Raw genomic sequence first — 19,713 nt, 5'->3', positions numbered from 1 at the left:
AAAGAATCTCCCGCCCGCCGCCCGCCTCCGCCGGTCAAGGAGACGCTTCGCGCCGCAGCTCACATGGCTGCCGACGTCAAAGGCGCGCCGGCGTCCGCCACCCGGGCGGCGTCGAGCACGGTCCCGGCGGCCACCAGGCGCCGCCCCTGCGCCAGGTCGCGTGGCCGGCCGACGGCCAGCACCGCGGTCGCCCGGTGCAGCGGGTCCAGCCAGACCGCCGCCCAGGAGGGCTCGTGCGGAGAGCCGCGCAGGACCATGCGGTCGGTGGCCGAATGCCGTCCGACGTACTGCACCATCCGGCCGAACTGCTCGCTCCAGAAGTACGGCACCGGGTCGTGCACCTCGGCGCCGACGCCTTCGATCACGTTGGCGACCACCGCGTCCGGGCCGCGCAGCGCGTTGTCCCAGTGTTCGACGCGGATGTGCTCGCCGCCGTAGCGCAGGCTGCGGTAGGCGGCGACGTCGCCGACCGCGTAGACGCCCGGCACGTTCGTCTCCAGGTGCTCCGAGACCAGCAGGGAGCCGTCGGAGGCGCGGTGGAAGGCGGGGCCGAGCCACCGGGTGTCGGGGCGCGCGCCGACGGCGACCAGGACGTGGTCGGCGTCCTGCGGGGCGGCGCTGATCGGGTCCGAGCAGCGCAGGACCGCGCCGGCCTGCCGGTACCAGACCGCCATGGCGTCGCCGACGGCCGCCGGGAACACCGCCGCGAGGGGCCGCTCGCGGGCTTCGTGCACCACCACCTCGCACCCGGCGGCGCGGGCCGCGGTGGCGACCTCGGCGCCGATCCACCCGGCGCCGACGATCGCCAGCCGCTTGCCGGCGCCGATGGTCTCCCGCAGGCGCACGGCGTCCTCGAAGGTGCGCAGCGTCTCGCCGAACCCGAGCCGCACCGGCTCGCCGCCGGTGGCCACGACCAGCGCGTCGTAGGGCAGCCGGTCGCCGGCCGCGGTGATGACGGCGCCCGGGGACCACGCGACGGCGCGCTCGCCGAAGCGCAGGGTCACCCCGGCGGCTTCGAAGTCGAAGGCGAAGGCCAGTTCCGCGACGTCCTCCACGGCGTCCTCGCCCCGGTACTTCAGCACCGCCTTGGACAGCGGCGGCCGGTCGTAGGGGACGTGCTCCTCGGCGCCGAGAAACGTGATCGTGCCCTGGAAGCCCTTCTCGCGGAGCAGCCGCACGGTGTGCAGGCCCGCCATCCCGCCGCCGACGACAAGAACACGTTCTAGTTTCATGACCCGCCACTATCCCGTAGAAAACCTGTATGCGCCATCATGGTCGCCGTGGCGACGCAGGACTACCGGGACACCCCGATCGAGCCCGACCGAGACGACGGCCGGCCCGACATCGAGGCCGACGTCGACGCCGCTCCGCACTCGCCGCACGCCGTCCAGCGGGTGACCTGGGCCGAGCTGTTCTTCGACCTGGTCTTCGTGTTCGCGGTGACGCAGGTCGCGCACGCGGTGTCCGTCGGGGACGGGTGGGGCGACCTGGGGCGCTCGCTGCTGCTGTTCGTCCCGTTCTGGTGGGCCTGGGTGGGCTGCACGATCCAGTTCAACGGACTGGTGGTCTCCGCGACGCGGCGCCACCTGCTGCTGCTCGCGATCGCCGGGGCGGCGTTCGTGATGTCGATATCGGTGCCGGACGCCTACGGCGACCGCGGCGTGCTGTTCGGCGGCGCCTACTTCGGCGCCCGGATCCTGCTGGCCGTCGTGGGACGGATCCGCGAGGCGTTCCGCCAGCGGATCAACCCGATCTCCGGGGCGCTGGTCACCGGTGCGCTGTGGATGCTCGCCGGGCTGCTCCCGGCCGGCACCCGGCAGTGGGCGTGGCTCGCGCTGGCCGCCGTCGAGCTGTCGATGCCGCTGGTGCTCGGGCACCGGCTGGACTACATGCGGTTCGACGCCTCGCACCTGCCGGAGCGGTTCGGGCTGTTCGTCATCATCGCGCTCGGTGAGACGCTGGTGGGGATCGGCCAGGGCGGCACGCACAAGGCGCTGGACGGCACCGAGGGCACGGCGTTGTTCGTCGCGTTCATCCTGTCCTGCGGCCTGTGGTGGACGTACTTCCAGTACGGCGCGTCCGCGGCCGAGCACGCCCTGCGGGTCGCCAAGATCCCCGCGGCCCTGGTCCGTTCCTCGTTCTCCTACGGACATCTGGCCTTCGTGGTCGGCATCATCCTGGCCGCGGCCGGGATGGCGCAGGCGGTGGCCGGGCCGGCGGAGCACCCGCACGGGGTGCACGCGCTGTTGCTCGGCAGCGGCGTCTCGCTCTACACGGCGACGTTCTGCTACACGCGCATCGTCATGTTCGGCGGCGCCTCGTACACGCGCGTGATCGCGTCGCTGCTGGCGATCGTCATCACCGTTCTCTCACCCGGCCTGCCCGCGCTCGCCCCGCTCGTGATGCTGGCGGCGCTGGTCATCGCGCTGAACGCGTTCGAGCTGTACTGGGTGACCTCCGGGCGCCCGCTGATGCTGATCAACGTCGGGCAGGGCGCCGCCGGTCGCTGACAGGGGGCGCAACTACACTGATGACCATGCCCGAGCCCGCGAGTCCCGACGTCCTGATCATCGGCGGCGGACTGATCGGGCTGGCGACCGCCTGGCGGGCGGCTGTGCGCGGGCTGTCCGTGACACTGTGCGATCCGGCGCCGGGCACCCACGCCTCCTACGCCGCGGCGGGCATGCTGACCCCGGTCACCGAACTGCACTACGGCGAGGAGACGCTGCTCGGCCTGAACCTGGCCTCGGCGCGGCGGTATCCGGAGTTCGTCGCAGAACTGCGCGAAGCCTCCGGCGGCGCCGACCCCGGCTACCGCGCGTCCGGGACGCTGGCCGTGGCCTTCGACGCCGACGACCGCGCGGTGCTCGCCGATCTGCACACGTTCCAGCGCTCGCTGGACTTGAAGGCGGAGTGGCTCAGCGGGAGCGAGGCCCGCAGGCTCGAGCCGATGCTGGCGCCGGGCGTGCGCGGCGGGCTGCTGGTCGAGGGCGACCACCAGGTCGACAACCGGATGCTGCTGGCGGCGCTGTTCGCGGCGCTGGAGCGCGAGCCGAAGGTGCGGATCGTCCGGGCGCGGGTGGCGGAACTGACCGTCGCCGGCGACCGGGCGGCGGGCGCCGTCCTCGACGACGGCACCGCGATCGCGGCCGGGCAGACCGTGCTGGCCGCCGGATGCTGGTCCGGCCGGATCCGCGGCGTCCCCCAGGAGGCCGTGCCGCCGGTGCGCCCGGTGAAGGGGCAGATCCTGAGGCTGGCGGTGCCGGAGGTCTACCGGCCGTTCCTGACGCACACCGTGCGCGGCGTCGTCCGCAGCAACCACGCCTACCTCGTGCCGCGCGCGCACGGCGAACTCGTCCTCGGCGCCACGACCGAGGAGCAGGACTACGACACCGCGGTCACCGCCGGCGGCGTGTACGAGCTGCTGCGCGACGCCCGCGCCCTGATCCCCGGCATCACCGAGCTGCCGCTGGTCGAGACCCGTGCCGCGCTGCGCCCCGGCTCGCCGGACAACGCCCCCGTGATCGGGCCCACCGCGCTGCCCGGCCTGCTGGCCGCCACCGGCCACTACCGGCACGGCGTGCTGCTCACGCCGGCCACCGCGGACGCCGTCGCCGAGATCCTCGCCACCGGGGAGATCCCCGACGTCGTCGCACCGTTCAGTCCGCTGCGCTTTCGGAAATGAGCACCATGCATCTCTATGTGAACGGCGAGTCCTCCCAGGCCGAGGAGGGCTCGACGGTGGCGGACCTGGTCGCCTCCCGGATCGAGGCGGCGCGCGAGGGCCGCAGCGGCGGCATCGCCGTCGCCGTCAACGAGGCGGTGGTGCCGCGCGCCTCCTGGGACGCCACGAAGCTCGCGCCCGGGGACCGGGTCGAGATCCTGACCGCCGTACAGGGAGGGTGAGCCCATGAACACCGGCACTGACACCGCCACCGACAGCTTCGAGCTCGGTGGCCTGACGTTCTCCTCGCGCCTGATCATGGGCACCGGCGGCGCGCCGTCGCTGGACGTCCTGGAGCAGGCGCTGCTCGCCTCCGGCACCGAGCTGACCACCGTGGCGCTGCGCCGCATCTCGGCGGCCACCAGCGGCTCGATCCTGGACGTGCTGACCGGCAACGGCATCAAGGTCCTGCCGAACACGGCCGGCTGCTTCACCGCCGGCGAGGCGGTGCTGACCGCCAAACTGGCCCGCGAGGCGCTGGGCACGGACTGGGTGAAGCTGGAGGTGATCGCCGACGAGCACACCCTGCTGCCGGACCCGATCGAGCTGGTCGCGGCCGCCGAGACGCTGGTCGACGACGGCTTCACCGTCCTGCCCTACACCAACGACGACCCGGTCCTGGCCAAGAAGCTGGAGCAGGCCGGCTGCGCGGCGGTGATGCCGCTGGGCGCGCCGATCGGCTCCGCGCTGGGCGTGCGCAACCCGCACAACATCGAGCTGATGGTGGACGCGGTCTCGGTGCCGGTGATCCTGGACGCCGGCATCGGCACCGCCTCCGACGCCACCCTGGCCATGGAGCTCGGCTGCTCGGCCGTGCTCCTGGCGACCGCGATCACCCGGGCCCGGCAGCCGGTCGCGATGGCCGCGGCGATGCGGCACGCGGTCGAGGCCGGCCGGCTGGCCCGGATCGCCGGCCGGGTCCCCAAGCGCTACCACGCTCAGGCCTCTTCGACCATGACAGGACTCGCCCGCCTCGGCGACGCCGTACCCAACGTCGTCGAACACGAGCTGCCCGCGTTCGACCTGTCTGAATAGACTCGGCGCCGTGGACAAGACTTTGGACGAATCGCTCGTCGGGCAGGTGCTCGACGCGCGCTACCGGGTCGACTCCCTGATCGCTCGCGGGGGCATGGCAACGGTCTACCTGGCCACCGACCGGCGGCTGGACCGCACGGTCGCGCTGAAGGTCATGCATCCCGAGTTGGCGCGGCACGACGAGTTCGTCTCGCGCTTCATCCGGGAGGCCAAGACCGCCGCGAAGCTCACGCACCCGAACATCGTCGCGGTCTTCGACCAGTCCGCCGACGGCGGGCACGTGTATCTGGTCATGGAGTACGTCGACGGCCAGACCCTGCGGGAACTGCTCGCGGACCGGGGCCGTTTCACGCCCCGCGAGGCGCTGGAGATCCTCGCGCCGGTGCTGTCCGCCCTCGGGGCCGCGCACCGCGCCGGGATGGTGCACCGGGACGTGAAGCCGGAGAACGTGCTGATCGCCGGCGCCGGCAGCTACGCGCACGCGGTCAAGGTCGCCGACTTCGGCCTGGCCCGCTCGGCGGCCGCCGGGGCCACCGTGTCGCTGGCCGGGATGATCGTCGGCACCGCCTCGTACCTGGCCCCGGAACAGGTCAAGTCCGGGGTCTGCGACGCCCGCTCGGACGTGTACTCGGCCGGGATCGTGCTCTACGAGCTGCTCACCGGCGACAAGCCGTTCGTCGCCGACTCCCCGATCCAGGTCGCGTACCGCCACGTGCACGACACGGTGCCGACACCGTCGGCGAGCGTGCCCGGCCTCGACCCGGCGCTCGACGCCCTGGTGTCCCGCTCCACCGCCAAGAACCCGGACGAGCGGCCGGCCGATGCCAACGTCTTCCACGCCGAGATCATGCGGACCATGGGCAACCTGCCGGACGCCGCCCTGGACTTCGGCGCCCTGCCGGAGGAGAACGACCCGGACCAGACCGCCACCGCCGAGTTCGCCGCGATGGCCGAACAGCGCACCACCTCGGCGACCCGGGTGATGCCGGCCCCGGAGGCCACGCGCGCCGTCCCGCCGCCCCCGCCGCTGCCGACGAACCCGACCCGGATCCAGCGCTCGGCGATGCGCAGCGAGGCCCCGGTCAAGAAGGTCTACAAGCCGCGCACCAACCCGAACCAGCGCCGCGAACTCATGCCCGCCGACCAGAGGTGGCGCCCGCGCCGCGGCCACTACGCGCTGGCGGTGATCGTGGTGCTGGCCGTGGTGCTGGGCGTCGTGGCGTGGTGGGTGACCAGCGGCCAGTTCCGCTCGATGCCGTCGGTGATCCGCCAGACGCAGGAGGCGGCCCTGGCCGAGCTGAACCGGGACGGTCTGCACCCGGACGTCGACACCGCCTACGACGACAGCGTGCCGGCCGGGATGGTGATCGGCACCTCCCCGGACCCGTCGCAGAAGGTGAAGAAGGGCGGCTCGGTCCGCGTCACGGTGTCCCGGGGCCCGAAGCCGATCCCGGTGCCGGACGAGGCCGGCAAGAGCCCGGACGCCGCCACCACCGCTCTGCGCGCGGCCGGCTTCCAGGTCGCGATCGCCCCGGACCAGGTGTTCTCGGACACGGTCGACTCCGGTTCGGTGGTGTCGCTGGCCCCGGAGAACGCGCAGCCGGGAGCCCTGGTGACCCTGACGCTGTCGAAGGGTGCGCAGACGTTCGCGTTACCCGACGTGACCGGACTTCCGGAGGACCAAGCCATCGCGAAGCTGGCGGGCGAAGGCTTCACCAACGTAAAAGTCAACAAGTGGTTCTTCGGCAACACCGTCCATTCGCAGCAGCCTGAGGCAGGCGCCCATGCGCGGCACAAGGATCCCGTGCAGCTTTTCGAGAGTCCACTGTCCTGAACAGAGGCAGACGGATGTCCCGTGCGCCCTCTGCCGCGTCCGGGGGGAGGAAGTCTTCACCGATTCCGCCCGTACCGTCGCCCGGCGCACTCATACTCGGAGTGTCCAGTCGGTGACTACCTGTCAGGATGCTTCCCGACGGTCAGCACACCCGACAGACGGGTATGGGGACAAGGAGACGTGCGTCGTGCGCGCGCTGATGGGGACCGTACGGTGAAGGGGACCACACGGGAAGCGCTCGTAAGACGGCGACGGTCAGGCGAGAGGGCGGGAACAGCGGTGGAACGAACAGTGGCGGGGCAGGCTGCCACTTCCTTTTCCGGAACACCCGGCGCCCCGGACGGGGCCGCCGTGGGGACGGGGGGTGAGAAGCGCACACCCCGGCACGCCGCTCCGCCGCACGACTGGCACGACACCGCCGACTCCGTGCGTCTGCGGCTGGCTCTGCTGAACAGGGCGAGCGAGGAAATCGGCACGACCCTGGACCTGGTCCGCACCGCCGAGGAGCTCGTCGGCATCGCCATCCCGGACTTCGCCGACACGACCTGGGTCCTGCTGCAGGAGCGGGTGGTGACCCACCACGAGATCCCGGCGCCGTTCAAGGACGGCGGAGCGAGAGTCCGCCGGCTGGCCCTGGGTGTGTCGGACAAGGACCCGCTCCCGGTCGAGTTCTGGCTCTCCACCCTGCCCATCGGGGAGACGGCGGTCTGCCCGCCGGCCTCGCCCTTCGCCCGGTGCATGGCGGAACGGCGCTCGCTGTTCTTCCCGATCGTGCCGGACGAACTGGCCCGCCGAACGGCCGAGGACTTCGGCCGCCCGGACTTCCTCCGCGCCATGGCCGGCCGCTCCCTGCTCCTCAGCCCTCTGATGGCCAGGGGACGCGTCCTGGGCCTGCTGGCCTTCAACCGCGACCCGGCGGCGCGCGCCGAGTTCTGCGGACGCGACGTGGAGCTGGCGGACAACCTGGCCCGCCGCACCGCCCTGTGCATCGACAACGCGCGGCTGTACAACCTGGAGAAGTCCCAGGCCCTGACGCTGCAGAGCTCCCTGCTCCCCAAACGCGTCCAGCCGCCGCCGGGCATGGAAGTGGCCCATCGCTACGTCCCCGGCAGCGACGTGGCGGAAGTGGGCGGCGACTGGTTCGACGTCATCCCTCTGTCCGGCGGCCGGGTGGCCCTGGTCGTCGGCGACGTGATGGGGCACGGCATGCAGGCCGCCACCGTCATGGGCCAGCTCCGCACGGCCGTCCGCACCCTGGCCCGCCTGGACCTCCCCGTCACCGAGTTGATGGGCCACCTGGACGCCCTGGTCCCCGACATGGCGGACAGCTACATCTTCGCCACCTGCATCATCGCGGTCCACGACCCCGAGGCCCGCACCTGCGAGATCGTGCGCGCCGGCCACGTGCCGCCGGTGATCGTGCATCCGGACCCGTCGGTGAAGCCGCGGGTGGAGGACGTCCCCCCGAACCGTCCGCTGGGCCTGGGCTTCGTGTCCGGCCCCTTCGAATCCTGGACGCTGGACCTGCCCGAGGGCAGTCTGCTGGTCCTGTGCACCGACGGCCTGGTCGAATCCAAGAACCGCGACATCGGAGACGGACTGCATCTCTTGTTGGAGAACCTGGGCGACCCCGAGGCGGGGCTGGAAGAGATCTGCGACACCCTGACCCGCACCTTGGTGATGGAGGGCGACCGCGACGATCTGGCCTTGCTGGTCGCGCGCATCGGGCGGGCACCGTCCCGTTCGGCGTCGTGGGAACTGCCGGCCGAGTCCTACGCGGTGCGGGAGGCGCGACACTTCGTCCGGCAGCAGGCCGGATCCTGGGGTCTGCCGGAGGACACGGTCGAGACGGCGGAGCTGCTCGTCAGCGAACTGGCGACGAACGCGGTCAAGCACGCCGGGGGGCCGGGCCCGATCGAGATCCGCCTCTCCTATGACGACCGGCTCACGTGTGAAGTCGCGGACCAGGTCGGTGCGGAGCCGCGGCCGGCGATGCTGCCGGACGAGCTGGAGGAGAACGGGCGGGGGTTGTTCCTGGTGAGCGAGCTGTCGGCCGAGTGGGGGTCGCGGCGGACTTCGACGGGGAAGGTCGTGTGGTTCGCGCTGGAGGGGTTGGTGGCGGCGGCGGCCTGAGGTTGTCGCCTCTCCGCCAGACGAATACTCATTCGTCATTCAGCAAATTTATGAGAGACTCGGCGCGTGATCACCGAGGCGACCCGTCGCACAACCCTTCTCGCCACCGCCGGCCTTGTCCTCACCACCGCTATATGGGGCTCGACCTTCGTCGTCGTCAAAGACGCGATCACCTCGATACCGGTCCTGGACTTCCTCACCCTGCGCTTCGCCCTCGCCTTCGTCGTCATGCTCGCCGTGCGGCCGCGGGCGTTGGCGTCGCTGGGGCGCGACGGGTGGCGGCACGGGCTCGTCCTCGGCCTGGTCCTCGCCGCCGGGTACGCGGCGCAGACCTTCGGACTCCAGGCCGCCTCGGCGTCGGTGTCCGGATTCATCACCGGGCTCTTCGTCGTGTTCACGCCGCTCACTGCGGCGGTGCTCCTGCGGCGGCGGGTGCCGCCGGCGGTGTGGGTGGCGGTGGTCGTCGCGACCGTCGGGCTCGGGCTGATCTCGCTGCACGGCCTGTCCATCGGCCGGGGTGAGCTGCTGACGGTGGCGGGGGCGTTCTTCTTCGCACTGCACATCGTCGGCCTCGGCGAATGGTCCCACCGCAACGACGCCTACGCCCTGGCCGTCGTGCAGATCGGGACGGTCGCGGCGTTCTCGCTCGTGCTGGCGCTCGCTACCGGCGACGGGTCTGCTTTGACACTCCCAGCCGCCGCTTCCACCTGGACCGCGGTCGTGGTGACGGCTCTCCTCGGGACCGCCGCCGGCTTCCTCCTGCAGACCTGGTCCCAGGCACGCATGTCCGCCACCCGGGCGGCCGTGGTGCTGACGATGGAGCCGGTCTTCGCGGGCCTCACCGGTGTGCTCTCCGGCGAGACGCTCGCCGCGCGGGGGTGGGTCGGCGCCGCCCTGGTGTTGGGCGCCATGTATCTGGTGGAGCTCGCACCCCGGGGCGCCGCCGACACCGCCGTTGCCGTCGACGCCGACGCCGACACCGACACCGACACCGACACCGACACCGACACCGACACCGAGCGGACTTGTACCGGACTTGTCCACTTAGGGGAACAACACCAGGTCACAGCCGATGGGAAGCTCGCCGAAGTCTGACACACGGGAGGGATCCGGTGGAGCACAGCCCGTCGAATTGTCCGCTGACATGGGTGTTGGCGCGCCACTCACACGGCTTCGGGATGCAGACGACGCTGGCGCTGGCGCTGGATCTGCTCGCGGCGGCCGCGGCGCCGGACGGGACGCGGCGCGCCTTCGGCGTCGACGCCGTGACCGTTTCGAGGAACGGCCGGGTGGAGCCCGGCACCGGTCCGGGCAGCCCGGAGAACGCCGCCGTTCCGGAGATCCTGGACCTGCTCGGCCGCTGTCTGGGAGCACAGACCACCGCCGAGCTCCCGCACCTGGTCACCGGGCTGTTCCGGACCGTCTTCGCGTTCGCGGAACCGGGCTCCGCGCAGCCGTGCCCGACGGCCGCGCTCCTGTACGAGCGCATCACCCGGGCCGCCGAGCGCACGCTCGAAGCCGGATGGCGTGGTCGCGCCCAAGAGCGATTAGCCAAGGACGTGGAGCAGTGGCATCGCGAAACGTCCCCATCCCCCGCCCGGTCGACGTCCCGTCGGACGCGGCTCGTGACCTTTCGCCGACCGGCCGGTTCTGCACCACGCCCTACTGGGGCGTCACCGCTTCCGCGAACAAGCAGACCACCTACCGGAGCCTCCGCGGCAGCGTCTGTCGCTGAGCGGAGTCACCGAAGGCCGGCCACGGTCTGGAGAAGCGACCACCCGATCATTCAGACCGCAGCCGACCGACCCGCTCCGGCGCTACTCGTCCTTGTCGTCTGCCTCGTCCTTGTCGCCCTTGTCGCCCTTGTCGCGCTTATCGCGCCTATCGCCCTTTGACTCGACGACTCCCTCATCGGCGCTGAGGTCGTTGGTCGGCTCGTCGGACTCCTCGCCGTCCTGCCCCACCGAGTCGACCTCGGCCTCCAGCCCCAGCCGCTCGGCCAGCCAGCCGTGGAAGCCCACCGACGCCTGGACCCAGTTCACCGTGGTCCCGACGAAGTAGTCGATGTTCACGCCCTGCGGCACGACCATCTGCGTCTCGCCGATCAGGCGCAGGACGCCGTCCTCGTTCGTGTGGGTGTAGACCTTGGGCCAGAGCGTGTCGCGGTTCCACTCGTCGATGACGTCGAGCAGCTCCTGCTTCTCCTCCAGCGGGTACGCGCGCTCGTAGAACGCCCGCACCGCGAAGAGCTCCTTGTGCTCGCCGCGGAACATCGCGTAGACCCGGAAGCCCGGCCAGGAGGCGACGATGTCGCCCTCCGGGTCGGTCGTGTACTTGATCCCCAGCTGCTCGAACAGGTCGCCGACCAGGTTGTCGTCCGGCTTGATGATCGGCGGCGGACCCTGCGGGCCCTGGGGCTCCTGGGGTCCGAAGTTCGGGATGGCTCCGGGGTCGATGGTCATGCGATGTCCTCAGCGGCAGGTCGAGTGGTGGCTACGTCGATGGTGTCGGGTGGTCGGCGGTCACGTCATTGGTTCTTCCATCCTTTCATCCTCCGCCCGCGGGACAGAACTCGCGCCCCAGGCTGTCCGCCGCCAGGAGCGCGTCGGCGACCATCGGGGCGTCGACGACGAACGGCTCGTTGTGGACGGTCTCCCCGGGCGCCACCGTCCGTTCGGCGATCGTGCGCACCAGCGCCCGGTCGATGCCCGCCAGGCCCAGGCCCCCGAGCGTCACCGGCAGGCCCACGGCGGTGCAGAACTCCAGCACCTGGGCGATCTCCTCACTCGGCGCGCCCTCCAGGACCAATTGGGTGAGGACGCCGAAGGCGACCTTCTCCCCGTGGAGGAACCCGTGCGTCTGCGGAGCCGCGGTCAGCCCGTTGTGGACGGCGTGCGCCGCGGCCAGCCCCGACGACTCGAACCCGAGCCCGGACAGCAGCGTGTTGGCCTCGATCAGCCGCTCCACCGCCGGCGTCAGAAGCTGGTGCCGCACCGCCGACAGCGCGGCCGGGCCGTCGGCGAGCAGCGTGCGGTGGCACAGCTCGGCCAGCGCCGCCGCCGACCGCGTCGAGGCCCCGCCGCGCATGTTCTTCACGTGCCCCGCCACGCAGGTGCGGGCCTCGTACCAGGTGGCCAGCGCGTCGCCCATCCCGGCCGAGAACAACCGCGCCGGCGCCCGCACCACCGCGCTGCTGTCCACCAGAACCAGCGCGGGATTCCTCGCGACGAGCTGATAAGCCTCGAACTCGCCGGCCTCGCTGTAGATCACCGACAACGCACTGCACGGCGCGTCGTTGGACGCAGCGGTCGGGCAGCTGACGAAGGACAGGCCCAGCTCATCGGCGGCCGCCCGCGCCGCGTCCAGCGCCTTCCCGCCACCCGCGCCGACCACGACAGCCGCCCCGGCGCCCTGGGCGGCCTCTCTGATACGCGCGATCTCCGCCCGGCTGCACTCGCCCCCGAAGCGATGGATCCCGTAGTCGGCCCCGGTGTCCTTGAACGTGCTCCGCCAGGCATCGCCGAGAAGCCGCTCGGCGCTGGGAGCCGCAACGATCAGCACCGGCCCGGTGAGCCCGAGCCGCAGCATCTCCGGCCCCAGGGCAGCAGTGGCATCACGGCCCTGCACGTAATGGCCCGGGGAGGAGAAGACGCTGAGCATGGCGGCCTCCGTAGCGATCGGGGGGGTCGGTAATCTGCCCTACCCGCGATCCGCCGGCTTACGCCAGCCCCGCCGCTCAGCTGCTCAGCTGCTCAGCTGCTCAGCTGCTCAAGCTACGGTTCGACCCGGGCTCGACTTCAGCTCGCGCTACGCCGGGCCGAACTCGAACTCGAACTCGAACTCCACCTCGGTTCCGGAACCGCCCTCGGCTCACACGTCCCGGACTAAGCCCCGGCCTTGCCGTCGGAACCAGCCCCGGCGTCGCCTTCCTCCGCGCCCGTCCCCGACCCCGCGAACAAGTGCTCCACCAGCTTCGCCAAGGCCGGCAGTGCCGCCGCCACCGCCTCCTGCTCCTCCCCCGACAGCCGGTCCAGCGCGGCTCCTATCCGCCGCTGGTGTGCCGCCTGCCAGTCGGCCAGCTGCCGCCGGCCCGCCTCGGTCAGCTCCACCACCGCGACGCGGCGGTCGTCGGCGTGCGTTCCGCGCACCACGAGGCCGGCGGTCATCAGCTGTCCGATCAGGCCGCTGACGGTGCTCGCGGACAGGCGCTGCCGGGTCGCCAGGTCGCCGACGCGCGCCGGGGACTGGTCGCTCAGCGCCTGCATCAGCTCGATCTGCGCCATCGGCAGCGCCTCCCACGGGTACTCCGTGCGGATCGAGGTGCGCAGGGCGCGGCGCAGACGGGTCACGACGTCGGTGAGCTGCTGCGCGGTGGCGTCCGAGAGCTCCGGGACGTCCGGCGCGGGCGGCGGGGTGTGCGGGGCGGGCGTGGCCATGCCCAGACTTTAGGGCGCGCGGGCCACGTTGCGCCCAAACCACCGCGAGGTTGAGACGGCATGTCGGCGACCCGAATATTTCGGTGTCCGAAACTTTCGGCGTACGCTGGATCCGTGACCGCCCTCCTGCGCGAGCGCCCCCGCCCGGAACGCGTCCGCAACCTGCCCTCGGCCTGGCGCCTGGCCGTGGTGACGGTCTGCTTCGGCGCCTTCATGGGACAGCTCGACGCGTCCATCACCACGCTCGCCTACCCGGCCCTGCGCACGGAGTTCCGCGCCTCGCTGGCGGCCGTCTCCTGGGTCTCGCTCTCCTACCTGCTGACGCTGACCCTGCTGCTGGTCCCGGTCGGCCGCCTGTCCGACGCGCTGGGCCGCAAGCTCTTCTACGTCTACGGCTTCGGCGTCTTCACCGCCGCCTCCGCGGCCTGCGCCCTGGCACCCAGCCTCAAAACGCTGATCGCGTTCCGCGTGGTCCAGGCCCTGGGCGCCGCGATGCTCCAAGCCAACAGCATCGCGCTGATCTCGAACTCCGCCCCGCGCGCCAAGCTCCGCTCCGCCCTCGGCGTGCAGGCCGCCGCCCAGGCGCTCGGCCTGGGGCTGGGCCCCGCGGTCGGCGGCCTGCTGGTGGACACCCTGGGCTGGCGCTGGGTGTTCGGCGTGAACGTCCCGGTCGGCCTGGTGGCGCTGGCCGGCGGCGTGTTCCTGCTGCCCCGCACCCGCGAGCGCAACCCGGGCTTCCGCCCCGACCTGGCCCCGCTGAAACAGCACGAGGTGCGCTGGGGCCTGCTCGGCGCGGCCGGCGGCTACCTCGTCCTGTTCGGCCCGCTGGTGCTGGTCCCGGTCATCATGGCCGCCCGCGGCAGCAGCGCCCTGGCTTCCGGCCTGGTGCTCACCACGCTGCCCGTCGGCTTCGCCCTCGGCGCGTCCTTCCTGAAGTGCCGCGCGGCCGCTGGTCTGGGTCTGGCCACGGCCGCCCTGGCGGCCCTGCTGGCCCTGCCGTTCGAACCCCTGGTGCTGGTCCCGCTGCTCGGCCTGCTCGGCCTCGGCCTGGGCGCCTACGCCCCGGCGAACAACGCGCAGGTCATGGCGTCGGTCCCGCAGAAGGCGTCGGGAGTCGTCAGCGGCCTGCTCAACACGGCGCGCAGCCTCGGCACGTCCGGCGGCGTCTATCTGGTGACGTCCGCCATCGCCGTCGCCGCCCACGACGACCGCCTCGGCGCGCGCTACGCCTTCGCCGGCCTACTGGCCATCTGCGTCCTCACCGTCGCCGCCGCGGTACGTCCGCGCACGCACCCGGTCCAGGACGAACTCGTCCACCAGCCGCCACCCCCACTCGGGCCGGAGGTCGGGCCGCTTGTGCGGGGTGACGATCAGCAGAGCGTCGCTGACCTGGGCCAGCTGCCACGCGAGCAACGGCAGCCGGGAGGCGTCCGCGAGGTGCAGCGCGAAGCTGCACACAGTCAGTGAGTAGTTCCGCCCGGCCAGAGCGCCGGCTGCCACGTCCTCGAAACTGAACTCCTCCGCGCGCCGCCCCGTGGCTGCGTTATACGCGGCCGCCGTATAGGGATCGACACCGTCGACTTCCTTGGCGCCCAGCTCCAGGAGGACGCGCGTCGCCTCGCCGCTGCCACAGGCGAGGTCCAACACATGGCGCAGCTCTAAAGCGTTGCGCTCCACGCTCGCCCGGATCACCGCACGTACCGCGTTCTCATGTGGGTTGCGGTACTCGGCCCCGAACCGTTTGTAGTACTCCTCCGCCCCGAACTCTTCGTAGGCGCCGCGGATGGAGGACATACCGATCACCTTAGGTCGCGTAGCTCCCTGGCCGCTCGCGCTACCTCCCCGAGCACGTGCGGAGTGAACTCGAACACCGCCTGGTCTCCCTTGAAGGGCACGTCCGGGGACCAGGTGAAGCGCAGCTCGTACCCGGATCTGGAACGTCCGCCGATCCTCGCGAGAGCGGCGCAGACCTCCCTGGCGAGCGTCGGGCGAGTCGCGCGGTAGCCGTTCACGATGGGGAAGTACGCCTGGGACTCGTTGTCCCCTATAGCGGCCCGGAAAGCGCCCAGCACACCCTCGTACATGGTGCGCGTCACCTTGCGCTCCACCGGCTCCCCCAGGTCCGGTGTCAGGGCGGTCCGCACTGTCAGCACCGGCACCCCGGTCCGGGACGCGCCCACGTCGGCGCCCCGCACGAAGTCCCACGCGTGACGGTTGTCGACCGCCCGGGCCGCCGCCAGCGCCAGGTCCCGGAGCCCGGTGAGCGCCGGGGCCAGGTCCGCCAGCGAGAACTCGTGCAGGCGCAGGTAAAGGATGTCCGCCCAGCGCAGGTCCAGATCTCCGAGGACGGAGTCCGCGTCCCGCTGCTCGGCGTTCGCCACCGTCTCCAGCAGGTCGGTCATGCGCAGCGGATAGTCGCGCAGGCGCTGGTCCAGCGGCACCAGCACCTCGTACGGGTGCGGGTTCGCGGTGCCGGTGGGCGGGTCCAGCTCCCAGATCTGGCCGCGTCCGTAGTCGCGGCCGCGGCGCCAGCCCGTAGCGGCAAGGTAGCGGAGTACGTCATCCGGCCGGAGCCTGGCGGCCCGGCCGGAAGCGGAAGTCTGCGCTGTTTTCGAGGGGGCGGTCATCGCGCGAGCATCTCCCGGAACTCGTCGCCGAACAGCCCGTGGAGGGCCCTGATATCTAGCAGATTGGCACGAGGGACGCGCACTGTATATGTAGATGACCGATTTCGTCCCGGGAGTGGGAGCGCGTCGTGGAAACACGCCCAGTAGGCGGCATGGCGGAGCAGGAGACGGTCAACGTCGATGTCCGTCCACTGCGCGGCCGAGCGCGGCACCACCACCAGGAAGAGGAACCGGGGCACCAAGTAGTCGCGGCCGGCCAGCCAGTTGTAGTTCTTCACCTCCAGCGGATAACGCCAGGCCACGTCGTTGCCGCGCGGATCGGACCAGGACTTGACCTGGACGTCTATCAGCGGGAAGCCACGGCGGCCCTGCGAGGCGGGATAGCGTAGCGTCCAGTCCACCCCGACCCGGTCGCGGTCGGAGCGCAGGGCGTCGAGATTGGCCGCGGCGGCCAGGGCTCGGATGAAGGTCTCACCGAAGTCGCCCTGGTGTCCGGAGTCGCCGAGGGCCAGGGGGCGTCCGGCACCCCCGGTCTGCGCCGCTTCGAAGGTCTGCGCCGCATCGATGGTGGTCGCGTCGGTGTGGAACCCTTGGTCGATCGTCCCCGTCATCGTTTCCCTTTTGCGCGCTCTTGTTCGGGGGTCGGGTCCTGATATCAGAGTATCCCCGACCATCCGTCGCCGAAAGGTCACTTACCGTTGACTCTCGGTGAACATCTAGAGTGATGCGCCATGGGCAGCGGCGCGAACAGTACGGTCATGACAGGTGTTTTTCTCGTCGCCGCGGTCGCCACGGCCACCGTACTGTCGGGGTGTTCGTCATCGAGCGCGGACAAGCCGCCCACCGCACAGAAGCCCGTTGCGACGTCCTCCGCGGCGGGTTCGAAGACCACGAACTCCCCCTCGGCCCCGCGGACCACCGCCTCGTCCACGTCGTCGACCTCGAACAGCGCACCGCCGGCGGCCGCGGCCCCGGAACCGCTGGACTGGAAGGTCTCCAAAACCGGCGTGGAGGTCACCGGGGACGCCGCGGCGTTCGCCGCCCGCTTCGACCCCGCCACGGTGCGGTTCGTCCTGCACGCGGGCTCCCAGGTCCCCGGCGGCACCGGGTGGCTGGACGCGAACCTCGCCGCGACCGACCACCTCGTCGCCGGCTGGAACGGCGGCTTCCTCATGGCGAACAACGCTTCCTGGGGTGGCTTCTACCTCGGCGGGCGGACCGCCTTCGGACCGCTGAAGAAGGGGACCGCCTCCGAGGTCTTCTACAAGAACGGCTCCATGGACGTCGTGGCGTGGCCGGGCGGCGAGCCGGGTCCGGACGTGGCGGGAGTACGACAGAACCTGGGCCTGATGATCGACGGCGGCAAGCTGGCCGGGAACCTCGACCGGGGCACCGCCGCGGACGAGAGCACGTGGGGCTTCACCAACGACTCCTCCAACGTGCACGGGAACCGGTCCGGCGTCGGGGTGCGCGCCGACGGGAAGATCGTCTACGCGGCGGTACGCGGCGCCTCGCCGCTCCAGCTCGCGCAGTATCTGCAGAAGGCCGGCGCGGTGCGGGCGATGGAGCTGGACATCAACTTCTCGCGGCCGATCTTCGGGACGTATGCGGAGGGGCGGTGGTCGCAGCCCGCCCCCTGGCTCGGCCCCGCGACCCGTTTCACGTCCGGGAACGAGCGGGACTTCGTCGTGGTCTATGAGCGCTGATCACACTATGCCCTCTTGTTACTATTTGTACTCCACTTGAGGTACATCTCCACCTCTTCGTGGAATGCCGCCGAAGCCGTGTCCGAAAGATCGGCGAAAGGCTCGAGCACACCGCCGCTCCAGACGCCGACGATTCGGCCCTCGGCCATCATGGTCTGCGCGATCATCCCCCCGCCGGCGTTGACACGCTTGGCGAAAGCCGGATCGAGGATCAGGTCGCGGGAGCGGTGGCCGAGCAGGTAGGGGTCGAAACGGCCGAGGAGACGGCAAGGGCGCTCGGGAAGCGCCGGCTCGGCACCGCGCGGGAGAAGGAGGCGCGCGCCGTCGTAGTCGACGTCTTCAAGGTCCTCACGGATCAGCTCGACCGCCGCCTTGGCATCGCCCGCCGGAAGGCCGGACCACGTGGTGAAGTCGGCGACGGAGGCCGGGGCGTAGGACCCGAAGTAGCGCCGCGCGAGCAGGCGGAGGGCTTCGTCGCGGTCCGGAGCCGAGCCGCTCTCCGGCAGCCATTCGTCGAGGAGGACATAAGTAGGCTCATCACGCGCCGCGTCCGGCCCCCGGCAGATCAGGGCGCTGTTGGCGGCGAAGCCGAGCAGGTGGGGCGGCTGCTGGGTCCTCGGGTCGACGACCACGTCGTGCTCGGCCCACGCGGCCACGATCTCGGCGCGCGTCAGGGCTCTGCCGCCACCGAGGATCGCCGGCAGCGCCGTCACCGCGCGATCGCACAACGCGGCCGTGAGCCCCAGTTGGTCGCGCCGCCGCTGCCCGTTGCGCAGGTTCACGGGCCCCAGCACCGCGAGCATCGGCCGCAGGTCCTCCGCCGCGACCGCGTGGATCGTGCCGCGCATCAGCCAGGTGCGAACGATCGCCGCGCCGGCGAGGGCCGCGTCGACATCCGACGGCGACACCCCGTCGGACCGCGACCACACCTGAACACGCGCGGGGCCGGCGGCCTGAGCCTGGAGCGCGGCGGCGGACCGGACGGCCTCAGCCACGGTCCGGGCCGGGTGCGGACCCCCGGCGAGTCCCTGCGCCCGCACCCGCAGCCATCGCACCTGCTCCGCCGTCAACGTCCGCATGGCACGAATCTACGGTGCGCCACCGACCGGCCACTGCCATGGTGCCGATCACGAGCGCATACCCGTCGCGACCGGCGCCACCCTCCTGCCCGTCGAACGTAAGGGCGGCTGACGGAGGGCCGCCTCACGCCGCCGACCGCGCCACCGCCTTCCCGGCACCGCGTCCCGACCCCGCCGCCTTGTACTCCGCCGTCAGCCGCGCCGCCATGTCCTCCGGCAGCCGGCGCACCGCCTCGCGGAACGTCACGCCCGACAGCCGGTCCAGCCGCGCCGTCACCCACGCCGCGACCCAGGTCGGGTCCTTGTACGCGATCTCCCGCAGCACCCACCCGATCGCCTTGCGGATGAAGAACTCGCGCTCCTCGACCATCGGGTCGGCGTAGCGAGTGAAGCGGACCAGGTCCGGCTTGCCCTCGCGGATGCCCGGAATCAGCGCCAGCAGCGCCGCGCGCCGCAGCCAGAAGTCGCCGTCGTCGGCCCACAGGTCGAGCGTGCGGCCGGTGCCCTCGCGGTCGCGCAGCACCACCTTGCCGGCGACGTCGCCGGCCAGCGGGTCGACCAGCGACCACATCGGCGCGTCGCGGAGCATCAGAGTCACGTCCTGCAGGTCCGCCCCGTCCAGCAGCCGCACGCCCTGGGCCAGCACGAACACCGCGGCCAGGCGGCGCTCGTAGACGTCGCTGTCCCACAGCGCGGCGGCCAGCCCGGTCACGTCGTCGTGGCCGGCGCGGCGCCCGCCGAGTTCCTTGTAGAGACCTTTCACCAGCTTGCGCAGCTCCGGCACCGGCACTCCCATGTGCGCGAACTCGCTCTTGTGGTACTGCTGGTCGTGGGTCGCGCGGGCCGCGGTGCCGAGACCGTCCAGGTCCTTGTCGAAGCCGGACACGAGGGCGGGGATCGGGGTGGTCGTCGCATCTGTCACGCGGTGAGCCTAACGATCTGCGGGACGGTTTCGGCGGCACCCGCTGCGCCGTTCGGGCAGGATGGCTGATCAGTGTTCACCGTCAGGAGGGACGACCATGCGGATCAGGGCGCGCGCCGGGGCGCTGCCGGCGACGGCGCGGATGACCGGGCTCGGTGCCGGGACGCGGGCGGGGACGGCCTCGGCGGCCGCGATGCTGGCGGCCTCGCTGCTGGCG

Annotated in this window: 20 protein-coding genes; 10 read left to right on the top strand and 10 right to left on the bottom strand. The window is 71.7% G+C overall.

What is annotated here, in order from left to right; genetic code table 11:
• Nucleotides 1–59 precede the first annotated feature (59 nt).
• Nucleotides 60–1,232: an NAD(P)/FAD-dependent oxidoreductase gene (locus ABD466_RS33125; protein ID WP_344661173.1), complete on the bottom strand. Its 1,173-nt coding sequence runs from the start codon at nucleotides 1,230–1,232 to the stop codon at nucleotides 60–62.
• A 48-nt stretch (nucleotides 1,233–1,280) separates the two neighbouring features.
• Here ABD466_RS33125 and ABD466_RS33120 point away from each other — a divergent pair, with 48 nt between their 5' ends.
• The 7 genes from ABD466_RS33120 (at nucleotide 1,281) to ABD466_RS33090 (ending at nucleotide 9,821) form a co-directional block, all read left to right on the top strand.
• Nucleotides 1,281–2,510, top strand: coding sequence for a low temperature requirement protein A (locus ABD466_RS33120; RefSeq protein ID WP_344661172.1), 1,230 nt, complete (start codon nucleotides 1,281–1,283; stop codon nucleotides 2,508–2,510).
• Nucleotides 2,511–2,536: 26 nt separating this feature from the next.
• A complete protein-coding gene (gene thiO, locus ABD466_RS33115) occupies nucleotides 2,537–3,685 on the top strand; it encodes a glycine oxidase ThiO (protein ID WP_344661171.1) in 1,149 nt (382 codons plus the stop codon).
• 5 nt (nucleotides 3,686–3,690) lie between these two features.
• Nucleotides 3,691–3,906, top strand: coding sequence for a sulfur carrier protein ThiS (thiS, locus tag ABD466_RS33110; protein WP_344661228.1), 216 nt, complete (start codon nucleotides 3,691–3,693; stop codon nucleotides 3,904–3,906).
• Nucleotides 3,907–3,910: 4 nt separating this feature from the next.
• The gene (locus tag ABD466_RS33105) at nucleotides 3,911–4,759 is read left to right on the top strand and encodes a thiazole synthase (protein ID WP_344661170.1); all 849 of its coding nucleotides are present in this window, start codon (nucleotides 3,911–3,913) and stop codon (nucleotides 4,757–4,759) included.
• A 10-nt stretch (nucleotides 4,760–4,769) separates the two neighbouring features.
• The gene (gene pknB / locus ABD466_RS33100) at nucleotides 4,770–6,593 is read left to right on the top strand and encodes a Stk1 family PASTA domain-containing Ser/Thr kinase (protein ID WP_344661169.1); all 1,824 of its coding nucleotides are present in this window, start codon (nucleotides 4,770–4,772) and stop codon (nucleotides 6,591–6,593) included.
• Nucleotides 6,594–6,944: 351 nt separating this feature from the next.
• A complete protein-coding gene (locus ABD466_RS33095) occupies nucleotides 6,945–8,726 on the top strand; it encodes an ATP-binding SpoIIE family protein phosphatase (RefSeq protein WP_344661168.1) in 1,782 nt (593 codons plus the stop codon).
• Nucleotides 8,727–8,792: 66 nt separating this feature from the next.
• Nucleotides 8,793–9,821: a DMT family transporter gene (locus tag ABD466_RS33090; RefSeq protein ID WP_344661167.1), complete on the top strand. Its 1,029-nt coding sequence runs from the start codon at nucleotides 8,793–8,795 to the stop codon at nucleotides 9,819–9,821.
• A gap of 68 nt (nucleotides 9,822–9,889) precedes the next feature.
• On the opposite strand, the gene ABD466_RS33085 is transcribed toward ABD466_RS33090, so the two are convergent.
• Complete coding sequence (locus tag ABD466_RS33085; protein WP_344661166.1) at nucleotides 9,890–10,267, bottom strand: hypothetical protein; 378 nt, start codon at nucleotides 10,265–10,267, stop codon at nucleotides 9,890–9,892.
• A gap of 26 nt (nucleotides 10,268–10,293) precedes the next feature.
• Between ABD466_RS33085 and ABD466_RS33080 the strand changes: the two genes are divergently transcribed.
• Nucleotides 10,294–10,461: a hypothetical protein gene (locus tag ABD466_RS33080; RefSeq protein ID WP_344661165.1), complete on the top strand. Its 168-nt coding sequence runs from the start codon at nucleotides 10,294–10,296 to the stop codon at nucleotides 10,459–10,461.
• An 82-nt stretch (nucleotides 10,462–10,543) separates the two neighbouring features.
• Here the strand turns inward: ABD466_RS33080 and ABD466_RS33075 are convergent, their stop codons facing one another.
• The 3 genes from ABD466_RS33075 to ABD466_RS33065 form a co-directional block, all read right to left on the bottom strand.
• Nucleotides 10,544–11,188: a type III secretion system chaperone family protein gene (locus tag ABD466_RS33075; protein ID WP_344661164.1), complete on the bottom strand. Its 645-nt coding sequence runs from the start codon at nucleotides 11,186–11,188 to the stop codon at nucleotides 10,544–10,546.
• Nucleotides 11,189–11,273: 85 nt separating this feature from the next.
• Nucleotides 11,274–12,386, bottom strand: a complete 1,113-nt coding sequence (locus tag ABD466_RS33070) for a glycerol dehydrogenase (protein ID WP_344661163.1) — start codon at nucleotides 12,384–12,386, stop codon at nucleotides 11,274–11,276.
• Nucleotides 12,387–12,610: 224 nt separating this feature from the next.
• Entirely contained in the window at nucleotides 12,611–13,162 is a 552-nt protein-coding gene (locus tag ABD466_RS33065) for a MarR family winged helix-turn-helix transcriptional regulator (protein WP_344661162.1), read from the bottom strand.
• A 114-nt stretch (nucleotides 13,163–13,276) separates the two neighbouring features.
• On the opposite strand from ABD466_RS33065, the gene ABD466_RS33060 reads away from it, so the two are divergent.
• Nucleotides 13,277–14,629, top strand: coding sequence for an MFS transporter (locus ABD466_RS33060; protein WP_344661161.1), 1,353 nt, complete (start codon nucleotides 13,277–13,279; stop codon nucleotides 14,627–14,629).
• A gap of 332 nt (nucleotides 14,630–14,961) precedes the next feature.
• Here the strand turns inward: ABD466_RS33060 and ABD466_RS33055 are convergent, their stop codons facing one another.
• The 3 genes from ABD466_RS33055 to ABD466_RS33045 form a co-directional block, all read right to left on the bottom strand.
• Nucleotides 14,962–15,789 carry a hypothetical protein gene (locus ABD466_RS33055; RefSeq protein ID WP_344661160.1) on the bottom strand — a complete coding sequence of 276 codons (828 nt, stop codon included), beginning with the start codon at nucleotides 15,787–15,789 and terminating at the stop codon, nucleotides 14,962–14,964.
• Nucleotides 15,786–16,400, bottom strand: coding sequence for a DUF4365 domain-containing protein (locus ABD466_RS33050; RefSeq protein WP_344661159.1), 615 nt, complete (start codon nucleotides 16,398–16,400; stop codon nucleotides 15,786–15,788). Before ABD466_RS33050 ends, ABD466_RS33055 begins: the two co-directional genes overlap by 4 nt.
• 77 nt (nucleotides 16,401–16,477) lie before the next feature.
• Complete coding sequence (locus ABD466_RS33045) at nucleotides 16,478–16,807, bottom strand: hypothetical protein (RefSeq protein WP_344661158.1); 330 nt, start codon at nucleotides 16,805–16,807, stop codon at nucleotides 16,478–16,480.
• On the opposite strand from ABD466_RS33045, the gene ABD466_RS33040 reads away from it, so the two are divergent.
• The gene (locus tag ABD466_RS33040) at nucleotides 16,797–17,495 is read left to right on the top strand and encodes a phosphodiester glycosidase family protein (RefSeq protein WP_344661157.1); all 699 of its coding nucleotides are present in this window, start codon (nucleotides 16,797–16,799) and stop codon (nucleotides 17,493–17,495) included. The two genes, ABD466_RS33045 and ABD466_RS33040, sit on opposite strands and share 11 nt — an antisense overlap.
• A gap of 5 nt (nucleotides 17,496–17,500) precedes the next feature.
• Here ABD466_RS33040 and ABD466_RS33035 read toward each other — a convergent pair whose 3' ends face one another.
• On the bottom strand, nucleotides 17,501–18,574 hold the full coding sequence (locus tag ABD466_RS33035; RefSeq protein ID WP_344661156.1) for a winged helix DNA-binding domain-containing protein: 1,074 nt from the start codon (nucleotides 18,572–18,574) through the stop codon (nucleotides 17,501–17,503).
• A gap of 124 nt (nucleotides 18,575–18,698) precedes the next feature.
• Complete coding sequence (locus ABD466_RS33030) at nucleotides 18,699–19,496, bottom strand: DNA alkylation repair protein (RefSeq protein WP_344661155.1); 798 nt, start codon at nucleotides 19,494–19,496, stop codon at nucleotides 18,699–18,701.
• Nucleotides 19,497–19,713 lie beyond the last annotated feature (217 nt).

It is taken from the genome of Catenulispora subtropica (assembly GCF_039531675.1).
GTDB lineage: Bacteria > Actinomycetota > Actinomycetes > Streptomycetales > Catenulisporaceae > Catenulispora > Catenulispora subtropica.
The sequence above is the reverse complement of the archived record's forward strand: the minus strand, read 5'-3'. Positions and strand labels throughout refer to the sequence as shown.